Annotated in this window: 21 protein-coding genes; 5 read left to right on the forward strand and 16 right to left on the reverse strand. The window is 62.6% G+C overall.

From position 1 onward, the window contains the following. Positions 1–11 precede the first annotated feature (11 nt). Positions 12–572, forward strand: coding sequence for a class I chromate reductase ChrR (gene chrR / locus E8E68_RS16180; RefSeq protein ID WP_266032190.1), 561 nt, complete (start codon positions 12–14; stop codon positions 570–572). Between the two features lie 41 nt (positions 573–613). Here the strand turns inward: chrR and E8E68_RS16185 are convergent, their stop codons facing one another. After that, entirely contained in the window at positions 614–2,686 is a 2,073-nt protein-coding gene (locus E8E68_RS16185; RefSeq protein ID WP_280342865.1) for a TonB-dependent receptor, read from the reverse strand. A 220-nt stretch (positions 2,687–2,906) separates the two neighbouring features. Between E8E68_RS16185 and E8E68_RS16190 the strand changes: the two genes are divergently transcribed. From E8E68_RS16190 to E8E68_RS16200, 3 genes are read left to right on the forward strand one after another with little or no spacing between them, the layout of a single operon-like run. Beyond that, positions 2,907–3,155 (forward strand): helix-turn-helix transcriptional regulator, encoded by a 249-nt coding sequence (locus E8E68_RS16190; protein WP_110744717.1) that lies wholly within the window; start codon positions 2,907–2,909, stop codon positions 3,153–3,155. A gap of 11 nt (positions 3,156–3,166) precedes the next feature. Then, the gene (locus E8E68_RS16195) at positions 3,167–3,514 is read left to right on the forward strand and encodes a head completion/stabilization protein (protein WP_280342869.1); all 348 of its coding nucleotides are present in this window, start codon (positions 3,167–3,169) and stop codon (positions 3,512–3,514) included. Continuing rightward, on the forward strand, positions 3,507–3,869 hold the full coding sequence (locus tag E8E68_RS16200; RefSeq protein ID WP_266032193.1) for a hypothetical protein: 363 nt from the start codon (positions 3,507–3,509) through the stop codon (positions 3,867–3,869). Before E8E68_RS16195 ends, E8E68_RS16200 begins: the two co-directional genes overlap by 8 nt. Here the strand turns inward: E8E68_RS16200 and E8E68_RS16205 are convergent. Then, positions 3,866–4,234 carry a helix-turn-helix domain-containing protein gene (locus tag E8E68_RS16205; protein ID WP_266032194.1) on the reverse strand — a complete coding sequence of 123 codons (369 nt, stop codon included), beginning with the start codon at positions 4,232–4,234 and terminating at the stop codon, positions 3,866–3,868. The two genes, E8E68_RS16200 and E8E68_RS16205, sit on opposite strands and share 4 nt — an antisense overlap. 44 nt (positions 4,235–4,278) lie before the next feature. After that, positions 4,279–4,587 carry a hypothetical protein gene (locus tag E8E68_RS16210; RefSeq protein ID WP_266032241.1) on the reverse strand — a complete coding sequence of 103 codons (309 nt, stop codon included), beginning with the start codon at positions 4,585–4,587 and terminating at the stop codon, positions 4,279–4,281. On the opposite strand from E8E68_RS16210, the gene E8E68_RS16215 reads away from it, so the two are divergent. Then, complete coding sequence (locus E8E68_RS16215; protein ID WP_266032236.1) at positions 4,513–4,698, forward strand: transcriptional regulator; 186 nt, start codon at positions 4,513–4,515, stop codon at positions 4,696–4,698. The genes E8E68_RS16210 and E8E68_RS16215 overlap by 75 nt on opposite strands. Before the next feature lie 63 nt (positions 4,699–4,761). On the opposite strand, the gene nuoN is transcribed toward E8E68_RS16215, so the two are convergent. From nuoN to E8E68_RS16280, 13 genes are all read right to left on the reverse strand, one after another. Further along, positions 4,762–6,231 (reverse strand): NADH-quinone oxidoreductase subunit NuoN, encoded by a 1,470-nt coding sequence (gene nuoN, locus E8E68_RS16220; RefSeq protein ID WP_110744712.1) that lies wholly within the window; start codon positions 6,229–6,231, stop codon positions 4,762–4,764. A 7-nt stretch (positions 6,232–6,238) separates the two neighbouring features. Continuing rightward, positions 6,239–7,771, reverse strand: a complete 1,533-nt coding sequence (gene nuoM, locus E8E68_RS16225; RefSeq protein ID WP_110744711.1) for an NADH-quinone oxidoreductase subunit M — start codon at positions 7,769–7,771, stop codon at positions 6,239–6,241. 40 nt (positions 7,772–7,811) lie between these two features. Beyond that, positions 7,812–9,665, reverse strand: a complete 1,854-nt coding sequence (nuoL, locus tag E8E68_RS16230; protein ID WP_280342874.1) for an NADH-quinone oxidoreductase subunit L — start codon at positions 9,663–9,665, stop codon at positions 7,812–7,814. Continuing rightward, on the reverse strand, positions 9,662–9,970 hold the full coding sequence (gene nuoK, locus E8E68_RS16235; RefSeq protein ID WP_003251446.1) for an NADH-quinone oxidoreductase subunit NuoK: 309 nt from the start codon (positions 9,968–9,970) through the stop codon (positions 9,662–9,664). Before nuoK ends, nuoL begins: the two co-directional genes overlap by 4 nt. Positions 9,971–9,973: 3 nt before the next feature. Next, positions 9,974–10,474: an NADH-quinone oxidoreductase subunit J gene (gene nuoJ / locus E8E68_RS16240; RefSeq protein ID WP_085625351.1), complete on the reverse strand. Its 501-nt coding sequence runs from the start codon at positions 10,472–10,474 to the stop codon at positions 9,974–9,976. Between the two features lie 10 nt (positions 10,475–10,484). Continuing rightward, on the reverse strand, positions 10,485–11,033 hold the full coding sequence (gene nuoI, locus E8E68_RS16245) for an NADH-quinone oxidoreductase subunit NuoI (protein WP_003251442.1): 549 nt from the start codon (positions 11,031–11,033) through the stop codon (positions 10,485–10,487). A gap of 11 nt (positions 11,034–11,044) precedes the next feature. Continuing rightward, a complete protein-coding gene (gene nuoH, locus E8E68_RS16250; protein WP_029886631.1) occupies positions 11,045–12,052 on the reverse strand; it encodes an NADH-quinone oxidoreductase subunit NuoH in 1,008 nt (335 codons plus the stop codon). Next, positions 12,049–14,763 carry an NADH-quinone oxidoreductase subunit NuoG gene (nuoG, locus tag E8E68_RS16255; protein ID WP_110744709.1) on the reverse strand — a complete coding sequence of 905 codons (2,715 nt, stop codon included), beginning with the start codon at positions 14,761–14,763 and terminating at the stop codon, positions 12,049–12,051. Before nuoG ends, nuoH begins: the two co-directional genes overlap by 4 nt. Positions 14,764–14,895: 132 nt before the next feature. Next, the gene (gene nuoF / locus E8E68_RS16260; protein ID WP_110744708.1) at positions 14,896–16,257 is read right to left on the reverse strand and encodes an NADH-quinone oxidoreductase subunit NuoF; all 1,362 of its coding nucleotides are present in this window, start codon (positions 16,255–16,257) and stop codon (positions 14,896–14,898) included. Then, on the reverse strand, positions 16,254–16,751 hold the full coding sequence (gene nuoE / locus E8E68_RS16265; protein WP_003251433.1) for an NADH-quinone oxidoreductase subunit NuoE: 498 nt from the start codon (positions 16,749–16,751) through the stop codon (positions 16,254–16,256). Before nuoE ends, nuoF begins: the two co-directional genes overlap by 4 nt. Before the next feature lie 2 nt (positions 16,752–16,753). Next, positions 16,754–18,535, reverse strand: coding sequence for an NADH-quinone oxidoreductase subunit C/D (nuoC, locus tag E8E68_RS16270; protein WP_110744707.1), 1,782 nt, complete (start codon positions 18,533–18,535; stop codon positions 16,754–16,756). Positions 18,536–18,614: 79 nt separating this feature from the next. Further along, complete coding sequence (locus E8E68_RS16275) at positions 18,615–19,292, reverse strand: NADH-quinone oxidoreductase subunit B (protein ID WP_003251429.1); 678 nt, start codon at positions 19,290–19,292, stop codon at positions 18,615–18,617. Between the two features lie 9 nt (positions 19,293–19,301). Beyond that, positions 19,302–19,715: an NADH-quinone oxidoreductase subunit A gene (locus E8E68_RS16280; RefSeq protein ID WP_003251427.1), complete on the reverse strand. Its 414-nt coding sequence runs from the start codon at positions 19,713–19,715 to the stop codon at positions 19,302–19,304. Between the last annotated feature and the right edge of the window lie 601 nt (positions 19,716–20,316).

A 20,316-nucleotide genomic window follows, 5' to 3' on the forward strand; every position in this document is an offset into this window, starting at 1 on the left:
TGGAAATTGCCATGAGCCAGGTGTATTCGGTAGCGGTTGTCGTCGGTAGCTTGCGCAAGGAGTCCTACAACCGCAAGGTAGCCCGCGCACTTTCGGAGCTGGCACCGTCCAGCCTTGCCCTGAAGATCGTCGAGATTGGCGATTTGCCGTTGTACAACGAAGATGTCGAAGCCGAAGGCGCGCCAGAAGCCTGGAAGCGCTTTCGCGAGGAGATCCGCCGCAGTGATGCGGTGCTTTTCGTCACGCCGGAATACAACCGTTCGGTGCCGGGCTGCCTGAAGAATGCCATTGATGTGGGCTCACGGCCTTATGGCCAGAGTGCCTGGGGCGGCAAGCCGACAGCGGTGGTGAGCGTGTCGCCGGGGGCTATTGGCGGGTTTGGAGCCAACCATGCCGTGCGTCAGTCGCTGGTGTTTCTGGACATGCCCTGCATGCAAATGCCCGAGGCCTATATAGGTGGCGCAGCGAGTCTGTTCGACGACGCCGGCAAGCTCAACGACAAGACCCGGCCGTTCTTGCAGGCGTTTGTCGACAAGTTCGCTTCGTGGGTGAAGTTGAACCGGGCGGTTTGAGGCCTGTTCGTTTATGGGGGCCGCACAGCGGCCCCGTCTGTTTAGCGGAAGCTGTAGGAAACCCCGGCATACACACCAAAGCCTTCGCCCGGTGTAGAGCGAGCGTTGTCGTTGCCGGCATCGTTGTAGGCCGGTGTCACCGTCGCTGCATAGCGCTTGTTGGTCAGGTTGCGCAGGTCCAGCCAGGTCTGCCAGTCCTGTTTCGGCGAATCCCAGCCAACGCGTGCCCCAAGCAAGGCATATTCGTCAGCGTGGTAGCTGTTGGCATAGTCCACCTGCACCTTCGAGGCCATCTGCGTATTCAACCCGGCATAAAAACCGCTCGGCCAGTCGTAGCGCAGTTCAGCCTGGTAGTAATGCATGGGGATACCGGGCAGGCGGTTGTCGCCGAACGTGTCGTCATCCCGGTAATGGAAGTCGCTGAAGGTGTAGGCCTGGCGCAAGCTCAGCTTGCCCGTGCCGGCGCGCTCCCACAGGGTGCTGTCGAGGCCAGCTTCGACGCCTTGGTGCACGGTGGCGCTGGCGTTGAACTCCGAGGTGAAGTTCGGCACCACCTCCACCGCCAACAGCTCGTGGCGCACCTGCGAGTAGTACCAGGCCAGGTCCCAGCGGCCGACCGCCGAGTCGCCACGGGCGCCAAGTTCCAGGGTGGTGGCAGTCTGGTTCTGCATTTCGATCGGCTGGATCTGCTTGCCGCCAGTGCTTGGCGCGCTCCAGATCAGTGACCATGGGTGGGGCGGTTCGACCGAGCGGCTGAGGTTGCCGTACACCTGCAGATCCGGGCGGATGTCGTAGCGCAGCCCAACCCGTGGCGCGTAGTCCCAGTCATGCATGCTCACTTTGCCCCCTTCGGCGGGGTAGGTGACGTCACTTTCGCGGCGGGTGTAGATCATCGCCAGGCCGGTGGTCAGCCACAGGTTGGGCGCCAGCTCCAGGTCGTTGCCGGCATGCACAACGGTATCTGAACCCTGGTAAGTGAAGTCGCGGGTACGTGCACCGAACACGTCGCCATTGCGCGCGAACTGCGAGGCGCCGCTGTTGGGCAGGTGCTTGGTGGTGCGCCAGCCGATGGTGGTCTTGCTTTCATGGCCGAACACGGTGTCGCGGCGGAAATAGTTCAGCGTGCCGCTGACATCGGTGTAGGCCACTTTCAGGCGCATCGGGCCTTCGCGCAGGTCCATCGGGTAGTCGTGGTAGACCAGGCCAGCCTCAAGGCGCGCATCGTCGTCGAGGTAGAAGGTGGTCTTGTTGCCGACCCAGGTGCTGCCAGGCTGTGGGCGGCTGTCGTCCCGGGCCAGGTAGGCCGGGTTGGCCGCACGCGGGTGGTGCTTGATCTGGTCCTTGGTCAGGCGCCCGGCGAGTTCGTTTTCGGTCTCCCGGTAGCGCAGGTAAAAGCGGGTTTCCAGGTTTGGGTTGAAGCGGTAACCGACGTTGGCGGCAACGCCTTTGGCACTGCCGCTGCTGTGGTTCTGGTAGCCGTCATACTCCGAGTCGGTCAGGGCCACGTAATAGTCGAGGTTGCCCAGTACCTGGCCGGAGCTGATGTGGCGGTGCTGGTAGCCGCGGCTGCCGACTTCGTAGCGCACCTGCAGGGGGGCTGCGTCGTAGCCGGTGTGGGTGACATAGTTGATCGCGCCGCCCAAGGCCAGCGAGCCCTGGTCAAAGCCATTTGCGCCGCGCAGTATCTCTGCACGGCTCAGCCACAAGGGTTCGAACAGCTCGTAGGGGGTACCCCCAGGGCCGGTCAGCGGCAGGCCGTCGAACATCGTGTAAACGCCGGAGCCGTGAGCGCCTGGTGCACGGTTGATGCCCGAGCCGCGGATCGACAGCTTGATGCCGTCATTGCCTGCCGATTGCGCGAATACCCCGGGCTGATAGGCCAGCACGTCCTGATTGCTGGCCACCCGGCCTTGCCCGACGCGCTGCATGTCCACCAGGTTACTGGCGCCTGGCACTCCACGCAGGCGCTCACTGGCTGCCGTCAGCTCGTCCTGCTCTTCATCGGTGATCAACACCTGGCCCAGCTCGACCGACGGTGCCGCCACGGCGGGCTGCGTGGCGCCAAAGGCAGCCAGCAGGCCAAGGCAGGAAGACAGGGGAAAAACGCAACGCATTGTACGACTCCAGGCGAAAGGCGAATGGACAACGGCGTTGAGACGAGCGAAATGCCGCTTGAAGCACGAAGGAATTCAGCAAATTTCGTGCAGCCTTCGTCAGACGGTTTTGTACGAAACTTCTTTACAAGCGGCTGCGCTGGAAGGCCCTGGCCTGTGCTTCGTAAGGTGACTGCAGATCGGCAGCGATGCCTCGCTCAACCACCTGCGGAGTTCAATCATGACTGACAATGCTCGACACTCGCTGCAACACCCGGCGGACGCTCCGGTTCGCTTGACGCCACGTGAACAGCAGGTGCTGTTGTGGTGTGCCTATGGCAAAAGCTCGTGGGAGATAGGCCAGATCCTGGCGTGCAAGGAGTCGACCGTGAACTTTCATGTGTCCAACATCCTGCGCAAGTTCGATGTGCCTACGCGGGTGGCGGCAGTGATCAAGGCCATCCGCTACGGCATGCTGGCAGAGCAGTGAGGGGGTGATGCATGGGTAACGATCCTCGGCTGCCACGCTTTGCCGATAGCCACGACCCGTTCTGGCCGCGGGTGGACCTCGGCAGGCTACGTGAACGCCTGCAACTGCAAGAGTCTGTCAGTGAGGTTGCACTGGAAGTGGCGGCCCGCTGTGCGGCCATCGACGCAGCTCGTGAATTCGCTCGCTGGCGGGCAGTCTTGCGAGATCAGGGCTACAAGCGCCTCGAAGATGTCGCCGGGCACGACCATGGGCGTGCCTTGCGGGTGTGCTACATCCGGTTCGTCGAAGCAGCGGTGATGTACAGCCTGCGTTCGGCGGCCTGCCAGCCGGTTCCAAGAGGAGGAAAGCCCAATGCCTGAGCAGTCGCTTCTGGATGAACTGGCCGCGGCCGTGATGGCGCTGCTGGGTGAGGACGGCAATGTACTGTTCGCTGCGCTGCTGGGGGCATTGTTGGTCAGCGCGGCGCGCGATCGATTGATCACCAATACAGACAAGCGCCTGACACTGAGCAAGAAATTGCTGTTGGTGTTCGTCACCGTGGGTGTGGGGCACCTGTTCGAGCCACTGGTTTCGTCACTGTTGCCACTGTTGACCCGTGGCATGGCGGCATTCGTGGCTGCCGTGGTGGTGATCCCCATCAGCCTGAAGGTCATGGTGCTGGTGGACACGCTCGACCCGCGTGAACTGCTCCAGCGCTGGCGCCGGCGGGGTTAGCCAACAAGCTCACTCAACTGCTGTTCCAGTTGCTGGATACGCTGCTTGTCCTTGATGAACAACAGGATGGCCTGTCGATCACTGGGCGATAGCGTACGCAGGCGCTCAAGCATGTCGCATTCCCAACCTGTTTCATCAGGGCCTGCGGGGTGCTGCTCGGGCTGTCCCAACAACAGCCAGTCCAGGGAGCAATCATGTTGCCTGGCAATATCTATGCAAAGTGAGTACGGAATGCTGTCGCGCACCTTCCAGCTACTCAAGGTTTGCGGGCTCACCGACAGTGCACGGGACAGCTCGGCATCAGACTGCGAGCCGGTCAGCAATTTAAGGCGCGTGAGCACCGCAGCAAGTACGTGAGTACTCATAACAAATATCCATGACTGGTTTATTGATATTCCATGGGCTTAAACTACTCGTTATGAATACAGCCCTGCGTTTTAAGGAGCATATCTGCAATGAGAAACATCAAACTGAAGAATAGACCTAGCTTTGCAGCTAATACTGACACAGCCAAGCGAGCATTCTCACAGAAGATGAAGCTGAACAGTGCTTGCAGGTACTTGCCGTGAGTACTTACAAGCTGGTTTGCCCGCATTGCCATAGCCGGATGCGCATACGCACCAGCGAAGGGCGACATATTTTCCTGCGCATCGCTTATTTGCAATGCACAACCGAGGCATGCGGCTGGTCGGTGCGTGCCGAGTTCGAAATGACCCATGAGCTCTCTCCCAGTGGCATGCCCAACCCAGAAGTCTACCTGCCTTCGGCCAATGGTGATTTGCGCAAGGCCGCGTTGCCGGGAGCAGGGCACGGTAGCCCTGGTGAGTGAGCCAGCAACTGGCGCAAAAAAAAACACCCCGCATAAGCGGGGTGTCTTGTATTGCCGGGGCAATCAGCCGATCAGTTGCAGGCCTGCCTGCTGGACCAGTTCCAGCAGTGGTTGTGGGTAGACACCGAGCACGAAGGCAAGAATGGCGATGGCCAGCAGCATGACACCACCGGTGCGCTGTTCCCACTTCAGTGGAGCGTCGTGGCGACGCAGGTTCGGTTCGACCAGGTACAGGGTGACCATGACGCGCAGGTAGTAGTACACGCCGATGGCGCTGCCGATCACCAGGGCACCGACCAGCCACCACAGGTGCGACTCGACACCGGTGGCGATGATGTAGAACTTGCCGATGAAGCCGGCAGTCAGCGGGATGCCCGCCAGCGACAGCATCATCACGGTCAGTACGGCAGTCAGGTACGGACGGCGCCAGAACAGGCCGCGGTACTCGTACAGCGCATCGGCGTCACGGCCGGCGTAAGGCGAGGACATCAAGGTGATGACACCGAAGGCGCCCAGGCTGGTGATCACGTAGGTGACCAGGTACACGCCCATGGCTTCCAGGGCCAGGCCCTTGCTGGCTACCAGGGCGATGAGCAGGTAGCCAAAGTGGGCGATCGACGAGTAACCGAGCAGGCGCTTGAGGTTGCTCTGGGTCAGCGCCAGCAGGTTACCGACCAGGATCGAGGCGACCGCAATGACTGCCAGTACGGTGCTCAGCACGCCGCTGCTGGCGGCAGGGGAGAGCATGAACAGGCGCACGACCACAGCGAACACCGCGACCTTGCTGGCGGTGGCCAGGAACGCGGCGACCGGTGCCGGAGCGCCTTCGTACACGTCCGGGGTCCACAGGTGGAAGGGTACCAGCGACAGCTTGAAGGCCAGGCCGACCAGCATCATGCCCAGGCCCAGCTGGGCCACCAGGCTTGGCATGCTGGTGGCGGCCAGGGCCTTGCCGATCTGGTCGAAGCTCAGGCTGCCAGCGTCGGCGTACAGCAGGGCCATGCCGAACAGCAGGAAGGCCGAGCCTGCGGCCGACAACACCATGTACTTGATGCCGGCTTCCAGCGAACGCTTGTTGAAGAACGCGTACGCCACCAGGCCGTAGACCGGCACCGACAGCAGCTCCAGGCCGATGAACAGACCAGCCAGGTGGTTGGCGCTGACCAGCACCAGACCACCAAGGGCCGACATGAGCAGCAGCAGGTAGAGTTCTTCACGGTTGCCCGGGAAACCCTTGGAGCCTTCGCCAAGGTAGGCGTGGGCGAGGGTGACGCAGGCCAGCGTTGCCACCAGGACAATCGCCATGTACAGGCAGGCGAACTTGTCGATGGTGAGCAGCGGGGTGACCGCCAGCGGCGCGACCTTCAGCGCCGGCAGGATCGACAGCAGGGCCAGGTTCAGGCCCACGGTGGACAGCAGGAAGGTCTGCGAGTGGTTGCGCTTCCAGGCGATCGCCAGCATCACCACCACCGTGGTGATGGTGGTGATCAGCATCGGCGCCAATGCGATGAAGTGTTGAGTGGTGAATTCCATAGCGCTCTTACCGGGCCGAAGCGAGTTGAGTGAAAGCGGAACCGAGCCACTGCTGCACACCACTCATGGTGGCGGCAGAGGTGTCGAGGAACGGCTGCGGATACACGCCCAGCAGGATCAGCAATACCGCCAGGCCCAGCACCATGATCAGTTCGCGTCCGTCCATGCCGGCCAGCACGGTGTCGGTCTTGGCCGGGCCGAAGTAGGCGCGGTGGATCATGATCAGCGAGTACACCGAACCGAACACCAGGCCGGTGGTGGCAATCACGGTGATCCACGGTACATGCACGAAGCTGCCGAGCAGGATCAGGAACTCGCCGACGAAGTTGCCGGTGCCTGGCAGGCCCAGCGATGCAGCGGCGAAGAACAGGCTGATGGCGGGCAGGTAGGCGATGCGGTGCCACAGGCCACCCATCTGGCGCATGTCACGGGTGTGCAGGCGTTCGTACAACTGGCCGGACAGGATGAACAGCGCGGCAGCCGACAGGCCGTGGGCCAGCATCTGAATCACCGCGCCTTGCAGAGCCTGCTGGCTGCCGGAGTAGATACCGATCAGCACGAAGCCCATGTGCGAGACGCTGGAGAAGGCGATCAGGCGCTTGATGTCGGTCTGCGCGAAGGCCAGGAAGGCACCATAGAAGATACCGATCAGGCCCAGGGTCATGGCAATTGGCGCGAACTCGGCCGAGGCGTTCGGGAACAGCGGGAGGGCGAAGCGCAGCAGGCCGTAGGCTGCAGTCTTCAGCAAGATACCGGCCAGGTCCACGGAGCCTGCGGTGGGTGCCTGAGCATGAGCGTCAGGCAGCCAGGAGTGGAACGGCACTACCGGCAGCTTCACCGCGAAGGCGATGAAGAAGCCCAGCATCAGCACGTATTCCACGCCCGCTGGCAGCTCGGCCTTGAGCAGGTCGCTGTAGTTGAAGGTGAGCACGCCGGTGGTGTTGTAGTTGACCAGTACCAGGCCCAGGATCGCCACCAGCATGATCAGGCCGCTGGCCTGGGTGAAGATGAAGAACTTGGTCGCCGCGTAGATCCGGGTCTTCTTGCCGTCTGCCGAGCTGTGACCCCAGAGCGCGATGAGGAAGTACATCGGCACCAGCATCATTTCCCAGAAGAAGAAGAACAGGAACAGGTCCAGGGCCAGGAACACACCGACCACGCCGCCGAGGATCCACATCAGGTTGAGGTGGAAGAAGCCGACGTGACGCTGGATTTCTTTCCAGGAACACAGTACCGACAGCACACCGAGCAGGCCGGTGAGCAGGATCATCAGCAGCGACAGGCCGTCGAGGGCCAGGTGGATGCTGATGCCGAAGCGCTGGATCCACTGGACTTTGTATTCCACGGCCCAGGCCGGTTCGGCGCCCGGAGCGGGAGCGAGCGTGTAGTCGCCGGTGCCCCAGAGGTACAAGCCAATGCCGAGCAGCAGGGACATGGTCAGCAGCGCGATCCAGCGCGGCAGGGTGGCACCGAAGCGCTCACCCAGCCAGCACAGGAAGCCGCCGATGAAGGGGATCAGGATCAGCCAAGGCAAAATCATGACGGGTTGGTTTCCTTTGGCAAAGTCGCAAGATTCATAGTCATACCGCAGCCACTACCACGGCACCGAGTACCAGCACGGCACCCACGGCGATAGAGGCGGTGTACCAGCGCAGCTGGCCAGTCTCGGTCTTGCTCATGGCGACATGGCCGCCACGCGCCATCCGCGGAATCAGGCCGATGGTGCGGTCAACCGGGTCCTTGCGCAGGATGTGGCTGATCAGCAGGTACGGTTTGACGAAGAGCTTGTCGTAGATCCAGTCGAAGCCCCAGGCAGCGAACCACCAGGCCGACAGGACACGACCGATGCCGCTGTTGGCAACGGCGCTGACGAAGCTGCGCTTGCCCAGGAACAGCAGGGCCGACAGCAGGATACCGGCGATGGCGATGGCACCCGAGGTGATCTCCAGCGCATGTTTGGCTTCGCCACCGGCATGGCCGGCGCTTTCAGGCAACACGCCTGCCAGCGGTGGGGTGATCCAGGCACCGACGAAGGTCGACAGCACGATCAGCACGCCCAGCGGCAGCCAGTGGCTGATGCCGTGGCCGGCATGGGCTTCGGTCTTGGCTTCGCCGTGGAAGGCGATGAAGATCAGGCGGAAGGTGTACAGCGAGGTCATGAACGCACCGACCAGGCCGGCGTACAGCAGGCCGGTGTTGCCACTGGCGAACGCTTCCCAGAGGATCTCGTCCTTGGAGTAGAAGCCCACGGTCACGATCGGCAGGGCGGCCAGGGCGGCACCACCGACCACGAAGCTGGCGTAGGCCAGCGGCAGTTTCTTCCACAGGCCGCCCATCTTGAAGATGTTCTGCTCGTGGTGGCAGGCAACGATCACCGCACCCGACGCGAGGAACAGCAGGGCCTTGAAGAAGGCGTGGGTCATCAGGTGGAAGATCGCCGCGTCCCAGGCACCTACGCCCAGGGCCAGGAACATGTAGCCGATCTGGCTCATGGTCGAGTAGGCGAGGATACGCTTGATGTCGGTCTGCACCAGCGCGGCGAAGCCGGCCAGTACCAGGGTCACGCCACCCACCACGCCTACCAGGTGCAGGATGTCCGGCGCCAGCAGGAACAGGCCGTTGGTACGGGCAATCAGGTACACGCCCGCAGTCACCATGGTGGCGGCGTGGATCAGTGCCGAAACCGGGGTCGGGCCCGCCATCGCGTCGGCCAGCCAGGTTTGCAGTGGCAGCTGCGCCGATTTACCGACGGCACCACCCAGCAGCATCAGTGTGGCCAGGACCATCCAGGTGTCACCCGCCTGGAACTTCTGCGGTGCCAGCACCAGCAGCTCCTGCACGTTCAGGGTACCCAGCTGGGCGAACAGGATGAACAGGCCGATGGCCATGAACACGTCGCCGATACGGGTGACGATGAACGCCTTGAGTGCGGCGTTACCGTTGTTGCGGTTGCTGTAGTAGAAACCGATCAACAGGTACGAGCACAGGCCCACGCCTTCCCAGCCGAAGTAGATGAACAGCAGGTTATCGCCCAGGATCAGGAACAGCATGCTGGCGATGAACAGGTTGGTGTACGAGAAGAAGCGCGAGTAGCCGGCTTCGCCACGCATGTACCAGGAAGCGAACAGGTGGATCAGGAAGCCGACACCGGTCACCACGCCAAGCATGGTCACCGACAGGCCGTCCAGGTACAGGGTGAAGTTCGGCGCGAAGCCGTCTACCGACATCCACTGCCACAGCAGCTGGCTGTACGCGCCGCCTTCAGGCGGGGCGACGTTGAATTGCCAGATGACGTACGCGGCCGTTGCCGCCGACAGGCCTACCGAGCCGACGCCGATCAGGGCGGACAGGTTCTCCGAGAACCGTCCGCGCGAGAACGACAGCAGCAGGAAGCCGATGAGGGGAAAGACGAAAGTCAGGAAGAGAAGGTTCATCCGCGCATCTCACTGGCAGCATCGATGTCGAGAGTGTGGAAGCGGCGATACAGCTGCAGCAGGATGGCCAGGCCAATGCTGGCCTCGGCAGCTGCCAGGCTGATCACCAGAATGAACATCACCTGGCCGTCGGGCTGGACCCAGCGGGCACCGGCGACGACGAACGCCAGGGCAGAGGCGTTCATCATGACTTCCAGGCTCATGAGCACGAAGAGGATGTTGCGGCGGACCATCAGGCCAACCAGACCTAAGCAGAACAGGATGCCGGCGACTGCCAGACCATGCTCGAGAGGGATAGCACCCATGATTTACTCCTTCGCCTCGTTGCGGCCCAGGTGGAAGGCAGTGACGGCTGCAGCCAGCAGCAGCATCGACGCCAGTTCGACCACCAGCAGGTACGGGCCGAACAGGCTGATACCGACTGCTTTCGGGCCCACGGTGGTACCGCTGATGCCTGCGCCACTCGGGGTGACGAACAGCACGTACAGCAGCTCAGCCAGCAGCAGGGCGCCGAGGATTACCGGCCCGGCCCAGATGCCGGGCTTGAGCCAGCCGCGTTCCTGGGCGACCGAGGCCGGCCCGAGGTTGAGCATCATCACCACGAACACGAACAGCACCATGATGGCGCCGGCGTAGGCGATCACTTCCAGGGCGCCGGCGAACGGCGCACCCAGGGAGAAGAAGATCATGGCCACGGAAATCAGCGAAATGATCAGGTAAAGCAAGGCGTGCACGGGGTTGGTGCCGGTCACCACCCGAAGGGTGGAGACCACGGCGATCCCGGATGCGAAGTAGAAAGCGAATTCCATCTTTCTGTCCTTATGGGAGCAAGCTCTTCACGTTGATCGGCTCGGCTTCGTTCTGTGCAGAGCCCTTTGGCTTGCCAGCGATTGCCATACCCGCAACACGGTAGAAGTTGTAGTCAGGGTTTTTGCCGGGGCCGGAGATCAGCAGATCTTCTTTCTCGTACACCAGGTCCTGACGCTTGAACTCGGCCATTTCGAAATCCGGAGTCAGCTGGATCGCGGTGGTCGGGCACGCTTCTTCACACAGGCCGCAGAAGATGCAGCGCGAGAAGTTGATGCGGAAGAACTCCGGGTACCAGCGACCGTCCTCGGTCTCGGCCTTCTGCAGCGAGATGCAGCCAACCGGGCAAGCCACCGCGCAGAGGTTGCACGCTACGCAGCGCTCCTCGCCATCGGGGTCGCGGGTGAGGACGATGCGGCCGCGGTAGCGCGGCGGCAGGTACACGGGTTCTTCTGGGTACTGCAGGGTATCGCGCTTGCGGAACCCGTGGGAGAACACCATGGCCAGGCTGCGCAGCTGAGTGCCGGTGCCCTTAACGATGTCGCCGATATACTTGAACATGGGTCAAATCCTCACTGGGCCGCGACGGCTGGCGTGTTGTAGAGCACGAGCGCAGCGGTCACCAGCAAATTGATCAGGGTCAGCGGCAGGCAGAACTTCCAGCTGAAGTCCATCACCTGGTCATAGCGTGGGCGCGGGATCGAGGCGCGCAGCAGGATGAACAGCATGATGAAGAACGCGGTCTTCAGGGCGAACCACAGGAACGGCAGTTGCGGCAGGATGCCGAACGGGCCGTGCCAGCCGCCGAAGAACAAGGTCACCAGCAGCGCCGAGATGAGGATGATGCCGATGTATTCACCGACGAAGAACATGCCCCACTTCATGCCGGCATACTCGATGTGGTAGCCGTCGGCCAGTTCCTGTTCCGCTTCTGGCTGGTCGAACGGGTGACGGTGAGTCACGGCGACGCCAGCGATGAAGAAGGTGCAGAAGCCGAAGAACTGCGGAATGATGAACCACAGGTTCTGGGCCTGGTACTCAACGATGTCGCGCATGTTGAACGAGCCCACCTGTACCACCACGCCCATCAGCGCCAGGCCCAGGAACACTTCGTACGACACAGTCTGTGCCGAAGCACGCAAGCTGCCCAGCAGGGCGTACTTGTTGTTCGACGACCAGCCGGCGAACAGCACCGCGTAGACCGACAGGCCGGCCATGGCGAAGAAGAACAGCAGGCCGATGTTCAGGTCGGCAACGCCCCAGCCCGGTGTGATCGGGATGATCGAGAAGCCGATCAGCAGGGCGCTCATGGCCACGACCGGTGCCAGGGTGAAGATCATCTTGTCGACGAAGGGCGGGTTCCAGTCTTCCTTGAAGAACATCTTCAGCATGTCGGCGGCGATCTGGAACATGCCGAACGGGCCAACACGGTTCGGACCGTAGCGGTCCTGCCACCAGCCCAGCAGGCGGCGCTCGACGAAGCTGAGCAGGGCGCCGCAGACCACCACGGCCAGCAGGACCACGATAGCCTTGACGACCTGGATGATCACGTCGATCACTTCGGGGGTGAACCAGCTCATTGTGCTGCCTCCTGCAGACCTTCGACGGATGCACCGAAGATGGCAGGCGGGATGCCGGCCAGGCCTTTCGGCAACGCGACCAGGCCAGCGCCCAGCTCTTCATTGATACGCAGCGGCAGGCGCAGGGCCACACCGGCGACGTTCAGGCTCAGCAGGGCACCCTCGTTGACGCCCAGGCGGTCGGCTTCGGACTTGGCCAGGGCCACGTAGGCAGCCGGGATGCGCTGTTGCACCGGGGCGGCGCGCGAGGAGCTTTCTTCGCTGCCGAACAGGTGGAAGAACGGCACGGCAGTCCAGGTGCCACGGGCCGGGTTGAAGGCGCCCGGAATGGCGTTGAACCAGTTCAGGCGGTCGCCTTGCGACTCGATCAGGCGCACGCCTGGGTCACCGGCACGCAGGTGGCCACCGACCTCGTCCTGAAACTTGTTCCAGGCTTGTGGCGAGTTCCAGCCCGGCGACCAGGCGAACGGCACCTGCTGGCGCGGTTCGGCCGAGCCCGAGTAGCCTTCCATGGAGAAGGCGAACGCGGTGTCCTTGTCTTGCGGGGTGCGTGGCTCGTGCACGCTGATGTTGGCGCGCATGGCGGTACGGCCGGAGTAGCGCAGCGGCTCACGGGCCAGCTTCATGCCCTTGATGCGGAACGCAGCGCTCGGCGCGGCGTTGACGATGCCGGCCAGTTGCGGGGCGGCTTCGGCGCAGGCGCTGGTGACGTGGTCCAGCTGGGTCCAGTCGACCGGCTTGTTCAGCAGGGTGGCACGCAGGGCGTGCATCCAGCGCCAGCCTTCGTGGATCTGGATGCTGCTGTCCAGGTACTGCGGGTCGAACACCTGGAAGAAGCGCTGGGCACGGCCTTCCTGGCTGACCAGGGTGCCGTCGCCTTCGGCGAACGAGGCGGCTGGCAGTACCAGGTGGGCGCGGTCGACCGTCGGGGTTTTCGAGTGGTCGGCAACGATCACTACCTTGGCCGCCGCCAGGGCTGCGTCGACCTTGGCCGCCGGTACGCGGGCGTACAGGTCGTTTTCCAGCACCACGATGGCGTCGGCCTTGCCGCTGATGACGGCGTCCAGCGCGGCATCGACGGACTCGCCGCCGAGCATGGCCAGGCCGATGCTGTTGGCCTCAGGCACTACCAGGCTCAGCGAACCGTCCTTCTCGCGCAGCTTCAGGGCTTTGGCGATGTTGGCGGCGGCTTCGATCAGCGCTGGGTCGGCCAGCGACGTACCGGCAACGACCAGTGGACGCTTGGCGGCGACCAGGGCGTCGGCGATGCGTTGGGCCAGGGCCTTGGCTTCGTCGTCCAGGCCGGCGACCGCTGGGGCGCTCGGGTCGATGGCGTGGGCCACTGCGAAACCGATGCGGGCCAGGTCGGCCGGCGCGGCGTGCACGCATTCTTCGGCAACGTCATCCAGCTTGGTTTCAGCCAGCGAGGCGATGAACAGCGGGTACAGCGCGTGCTGACCGATGTTCTTCACGGCGGCGTCGAGCCATGGCTGCACTTTCATCGCTTCGGCCATGGCCTCGGCCTTGCCCTTGGTGGCCTGGCGGACGGCCAGGGCGACGCGGGCAGCGGTCTGGGTCAGGTCTTCGCCGAGGACGAACACGGCGTCGTGGTCTTCGATGTCGCGCAGGGTCGGTACTGGCAGCGGGCTGTTGTTCAGCACGTTCAGGGCCAGGCGTACGCGCGCCAGTTCGCCAGCTTCCATGCCCGAGTAGAAGTACTCGGCACCGACCAGCTCACGCAGGCCGTAGTTGCTTTCGAGGCTGGCGCGTGGCGAGCCGATACCGACGATGGTACGACCGCGCAGCAGGTCGGCTGCCTTGTCCAGGGCGGCGTCCAGGCCCAGCTTGGTGCCGTCGGCCAGCTGTGGCTGGCGTGGGCGGTCCTTGCGGTTGACGTAGCCGTAGCCGAAGCGGCCGCGGTCGCACAGGAAGTACTGGTTGACCGAGCCGTTGAAGCGGTTTTCGATGCGGCGCAGCTCGCCGTAACGCTCACCCGGGCTGATGTTGCAGCCGCTGGAGCAGCCGTGGCAGATGCTTGGGGCGAACTGCATGTCCCACTTGCGGTTGTAGCGCTCGGAGTGGGTCTTGTCGGTGAACACGCCGGTCGGGCAGACCTCGGTCAGGTTGCCGGAGAACTCGCTTTCCAGCACGCCGTCTTCGACGCGGCCGAAGTACACGTTGTCGTGGGCGCCGTAGACGCCCAGGTCGGTACCACCGGCGTAGTCCTTGTAGTAGCGCACGCAACGGTAGCAGGCGATGCAGCGGTTCATCTCATGGGCGATGAACGGGCCGAGGTCCTGGTTCTGGTGGGTACGCTTGGTGAAACGGTAGCGGCGCTCGTTGTGGCCGGTCATTACCGTCATGTCCTGCAGGTGGCAGTGACCGCCTTCCTCGCAGACCGGGCAGTCGTGCGGGTGGTTGGTCATCAGCCATTCGACGACGCTGGCGCGGAACGCCTTGGACTCGTCATCGTCGATGGAGATCCAGGTGCCGTCGGAGGCGGGGGTCATGCAGGACATGACGATACGACCACGGGTGTCGTTCTCGTCGGTGTACTGCTTGACCGCACATTGCCGGCAGGCGCCGACGCTACCGAGCGCCGGGTGCCAGCAGAAATAAGGGATATCGAGGCCGAGCGACAGACACGCCTGTAACAGGTTGTCCGCACCGTTGACTTCGAGCGCTTTGCCGTCTACGTGGATAGTGGCCATTGTTCAAAGTTCTTCGTTGGCCCGCGTGAGCGGGCGTGGCTAATGGAAATCTGTGAGCCTGCGGCACGCCACACTTCATGCGGGCCGGCCGACAGGCTGGCGGGTGGCACGGACCACCCGCGTTCTATCTTGTTATGCGCCTACCACAATGGGCTTCGCCAGGTTCGGGCGCAGGGTGCCAGCGCTTTCCGGTGCTACACCGGCCTCGAACTCCGAGCGGAAGTATTTGATGGCACTGCCCAACGGCTCCACCGCCCCCGGTGCGTGAGCACAGAAGGTACGGCCCGGGCCGAGGAAGTTGACCAGCCCCAGCAGCGTCTCGATGTCTTCGGCACGGCCTTGGCCGTTTTCCAGTGCGCGCAGCATCTTCACGCTCCACGGCAGGCCGTCACGGCATGGGGTGCACCAGCCGCACGATTCGCGGGCAAAGAACTCTTCCATGTTGCGCAGCAGCGACACCATGTTGACGCTGTCGTCGACCGCCATGGCCAGGCCGGTGCCCATACGGGTGCCGACCTTGGCGATCCCGCCGGCGTACATCTGCGCGTCGAGGTGCTCGGGCAGCAGGAAGCCGGTACCGGCGCCGCCTGGCTGCCAGCACTTGAGCTTGAAGCCATCACGCATGCCACCGGCATAGTCTTCGAACAGCTCGCGGGCGGTAACGCCAAATGGTAGTTCCCACAGGCCTGGGTTCTTCACCTTGCCGGAGAAGCCCATCAGTTTGGTGCCGTGGTCCTCGCTGCCTTCACGGGCCAGCGACTTGTACCAGTCGTTGCCGTTGGCAACGATGGCCGGCACGTTGCACAGGGTTTCGACGTTGTTCACGCACGTCGGCTTGCCCCACACGCCAACTGCGGCAGGGAAGGGCGGCTTGGAGCGCGGGTTGGCGCGGCGGCCTTCCAGGGAATTGATCAGTGCGGTTTCTTCACCGCAGATGTAGCGGCCGGCACCGGTATGCACGAACAGCTCGAAATCGAAACCGCTGCCGAGAATGTTCTTGCCCAGCAGGCCAGCGGCCTTGGCTTCATCGATGGCACGGTTGAGGTTTTTCGCCGCGGTGGTGTATTCGCCACGCAGGAAGATGTAGCCACGGTAGGCCTTCAGGGCGCGGGCGCTGATCAGCATGCCCTCGACCAGCAGATGGGGCTGTTGCTCCATCAGCATGCGGTCCTTCCAGGTGTTCGGCTCCATTTCGTCCGCGTTGCACAGCAGGTAGCGGATGTTCATGGATTCGTCTTTGGGCATCAGGCCCCACTTCACGCCAGTGGGGAAGCCAGCGCCGCCACGGCCCTTGAGGCCCGAGTCCTTGACGCTTTGCACGATGTCGTCGGCGGACATTTGCGCCAGCGCCTTGCGGGCAGCGGCGTAGCCGTTCTTCGATTCGTACTCGGCCAGCCATACTGGCTCGCCGTCGTCGCGCAGGCGCCAGGTCAGCGGGTGGGTTTCGGCCGTGCGCGCAATGCGGTTGGCCGGGCCGAAGGAAGTAATGGTCATACGTAACCCTCCAGCAATTTGGAAACGCCAGCCGGCTGCACGTCACCGAAGGTGTCGTCGTCGATCATCAGCGCCGGGGCCTTGTCGCAGTTGCCCAGGCAGCACACCGGCAGCAGGGTGAAACGGCCGTCGGCGGTGGTCTGGCCGAGGCCGATGCCCAGCTCGCTCTGGATCTGGCTGACCACCGATTCGTGGCCGCCGATGTAGCAGACCATGCTGTCGCACACGCGGATGATGTGGCGGCCGACAGGCTGACGGAAGATCTGGCTGTAGAAGGTGGCCACACCCTCGACATCGCTGGCCGGGATGCCCAGCACTTCGCCGATGGCGTGGATGGCGCCGTCCGGCACCCAGCCACGTTCCTTCTGGACGATCTTCAGGGCTTCGATGGACGCCGCGCGCGGGTCTTCGTAGTGATGCATCTCGTGCTCGATGGCCGAGCGTTCGGTTTCGCTCAGGGCGAAACGGTCTGTCTGGATAAGCGTGCTGTTCATGCTTAGCGGTCCACGTCAGCCATAACGAAGTCGATACTGCCCAGATACGCAATGAGGTCGGCGACCATGCTGCCTTTGATCACCGAAGGGATCTGCTGCAGGTGCGGGTAGCTCGGAGTACGGATCCGGGTGCGGTAGCTCATGGTGCCGCCATCGCTCGTCAGGTAGTAACTGTTGATGCCCTTGGTCGCCTCGATCATCTGGAACGACTCGTTGGCCGGCATGACCGGGCCCCACGAGACTTGCAGGAAGTGCGTGATCAGGGTTTCGATGTGCTGCAGGGTGCGCTCTTTCGGCGGCGGCGTGGTCAGCGGGTGATCCGCCTTGTACGGGCCTTCCGGCATGTTGCGCAGGCACTGGTCGATGATGCGGATACTCTGGCGCATCTCCTCGACACGGACCATGCAGCGATCGTAGGCATCGCCGTTGTGGGCCAGCGGTACTTCGAACTCGAAGTTCTCGTAGCCGGAGTAGGGGCGCGCCTTGCGCAGGTCGAAGTCGCAACCGGTGGAACGCAGGCCGGCACCGGTGGTACCCCAGGCCAGGGCGTCCTTGGTGTTGTACGCGGCAACGCCGATGGTACGGCCCTTGAGGATACTGTTCTGCAGGGCGGCCTTGGTGTATTCGTCAAGGCGCTTGGGCAGCCATTCGACGAAGTCCTTGACCAGCTTGTCCCAGCCGCGTGGCAGGTCGTGGGCGACGCCACCGATGCGGTACCAGGCCGGGTGCAGGCGGAAACCGGTGATGGCCTCGATCACGGTGTAGGCGCGCTGGCGGTCGGTGAAGGTGAAGAACACCGGGGTCATGGCGCCAACGTCCTGGATATACGTACCCAGGAACAGCAGGTGGCTGGTGATGCGGAAGAACTCGGCCAGCATGATGCGGATCACGTCGACCTTCTGCGGCACCTTGATGCCCGCCAGCTTCTCGACCGCGAGCACGTACGGCAGGTTGTTCATTACCCCGCCGAGGTAGTCGATACGGTCGGTGTAGGGGATGAAGCTGTGCCAGGACTGGCGCTCGGCCATTTTCTCGGCACCACGGTGGTGGTAGCCGATGTCCGGTACGCAGTCGACGATCTCTTCACCGTCCAACTGCAGGACGATCCGGAACGCACCGTGCGCCGAAGGGTGGTTGGGGCCGAGGTTGAGGAACATGTAGTCCTCGTTCGCGCCCTGGCGTTTCATGCCCCAGGCTTCCGGGTTGAACCGCGCCGACTCTTCTTCAAGCTGTTGCTTGGCCAGGGTCAGGCTGTAGGGGTCGAACTCGGTGGCACGGGCCGGGTAGTCCTTACGCAGCGGGTGACCTTCCCAGGTCGGCGGCATCATGATGCGGCTGAGGTGCGGGTGGCCGGCAAAGTCGATGCCGAACATGTCCCAGACTTCGCGCTCGTACCAGTTGGCGTTCGGCCAGATACCGGTCACCGATGGCAGGTTCAGGTCGCCTTCGCTGAGGGAGACCTTGATCATCACGTCACTGTTACGCTCGACCGACAGCAGGTGGTAGAACACGCTGAAGTCGGCGGCAGGCAGGCCGCGGCGCTGGGTGCGCAGGCGTTCGTCGACGCCGTGCAGGTCGTACAGCATGCTGTATGGCTTGGCTACACCGCGCAGGAAGCTGAGCACCTCTTTGAGCTGGGCGCGCTTGACCCACAGCACGGGCATGCCGGTGCGGGTTTCCTGGGCGACGAATGCTTCGGCGCCAAAACGGTTATGCAGTTCGACGACCACATCCTGGTCGTCAGCCTTGTAGGGCGGAATGAAAATAGCGTTGTCCGCTGTCATGGTCTCGGTCGCTTTGGGTCAACGTTAAGAATGAAGCCAGGCCGCCAGCTCCCAGGGGAGCGGGCGGCAGGTCGCTGGATCAGACTTCGTCGGGGCTGCGCAGGTTGGTTACGGCAATGCGCTGCTCACGACGCAGGTCTTTCTGGGCTGGCATCTCGGCACGGTAAATACCTTGATCACCAACAACCCAGGAAAGCGGGCGTCGTTCTTGGCCGATCGACTCCTGCAGCAGCATCAAGCCTTGCAGGAAAGCCTCAGGGCGTGGCGGGCAGCCAGGCACATAGACGTCCACGGGGAGGAACTTGTCGACCCCCTGAACGACCGAGTAGATGTCGTACATGCCACCGGAGTTGGCGCACGAACCCATGGAGATAACCCATTTTGGTTCGAGCATCTGCTCGTACAGGCGCTGGATGATCGGCGCCATTTTCACGAAGCAGGTACCGGCAATGACCATGAAGTCGGCCTGACGCGGCGAGGCCCGGATGACTTCGGCGCCGAAGCGGGCGATGTCGTGGGGTGCCGTGAATGCCGTGGTCATTTCCACGTAGCAGCAGGACAGGCCGAAGTTGTACGGCCAGAGGGAGTTCTTGCGACCCCAGTTGACCGCGCCACGCAGCACATCTTCGAGCTTGCCCATGAAGATGTTCTTGTGGACCTGGTCCTCTAGCAGCTGATCGGTGACGGTTTCCCGTTCACCGACCGGGTACTGCTCGTTGGGCGCATCCGGATCGATTCTGGTGAGATTGTATTGCATGCCAAAGCCTCATTGTTTCAGCTTCGCTTGCCGCTTGCGGCGACCTTCGGGAGCCCAATCAAGTGCCCCGACGCGCCATAGGTAGACAAGACCTGCCAACAGAATTGCTATGAAAACGAGTGCTTCGACGAATCCGGTCCAGCCGCTTTCGCGGACGGACACAGACCATGCAAAGAGAAAGAGGGCTTCGATATCGAAGATCACGAACAGCATCGCGACCAGATAGAATTTGGCGGACAGGCGCAGGCGGGCGCTGCCGACGGGCAGCATGCCGGATTCGAAGGGTTCGTTCTTGGCGCGGCCCCAGGCCTTGCTACCGAGCAGGCTGGACAGGCCGAGCATGAAGGCACACAGGCCGACGACACCCAGGAGGAAGATGGCAAAGCCCCAGTTGTGGGCGATGAGTCCTGCCGAATCGGACATGCTAGAAATCCTTATACAGAGACCCAGCTCTGCAGTCTGAAATAAGTGTAGAGCGGCGACGTGGTGTCGCAGGTGCAGTGACCAAATGTCGCAGCTGAATCAATCGCGCTGATTTTATGGGTAAACCTGGTGCAAGTAAAATTTCTGTAGCAAATTTATTCGTAGGATTAAGTACAAAAGCCGCTTCTAACTGCCTGAAAGCCTTGATATTCGGGCATTGCGTGCGCTTTTGTTAATTATGTTTCTTGCAAGTGGTAACGAATCATAGTTGGCGTAATGATAATTAATATCATTTGACCTGGCGTCTATTAGTTGGGCTGTTCTGCGACTTGTAAAGTTCATCTGGCGATTCCCCCTACTTGCAAATGCGAAAGGCTCGTGTTCTAGCAGCTTTCAGCGCCGCTTGCACCGCTCTGGATCAATACTTTGAAGCATGGGCGGTGCTAGCGGCTGTGGCCTCAAGCATAGACGTGATTGAGGGTTTTGCTGGTGATGCCGGTGGACAGCGTGAGGGGTGGCATGGGCATGGCGAAAGGAATGCAGCGCCTATGAGATCGAGCGCCGCCCGCGCGGCGCTCGATCTGCGCAACACCGCAAAAAC

The sequence above is a fragment of the Pseudomonas sp. BN607 genome (assembly GCF_029871175.1).
Classification (GTDB): Bacteria; Pseudomonadota; Gammaproteobacteria; order Pseudomonadales; family Pseudomonadaceae; genus Aquipseudomonas.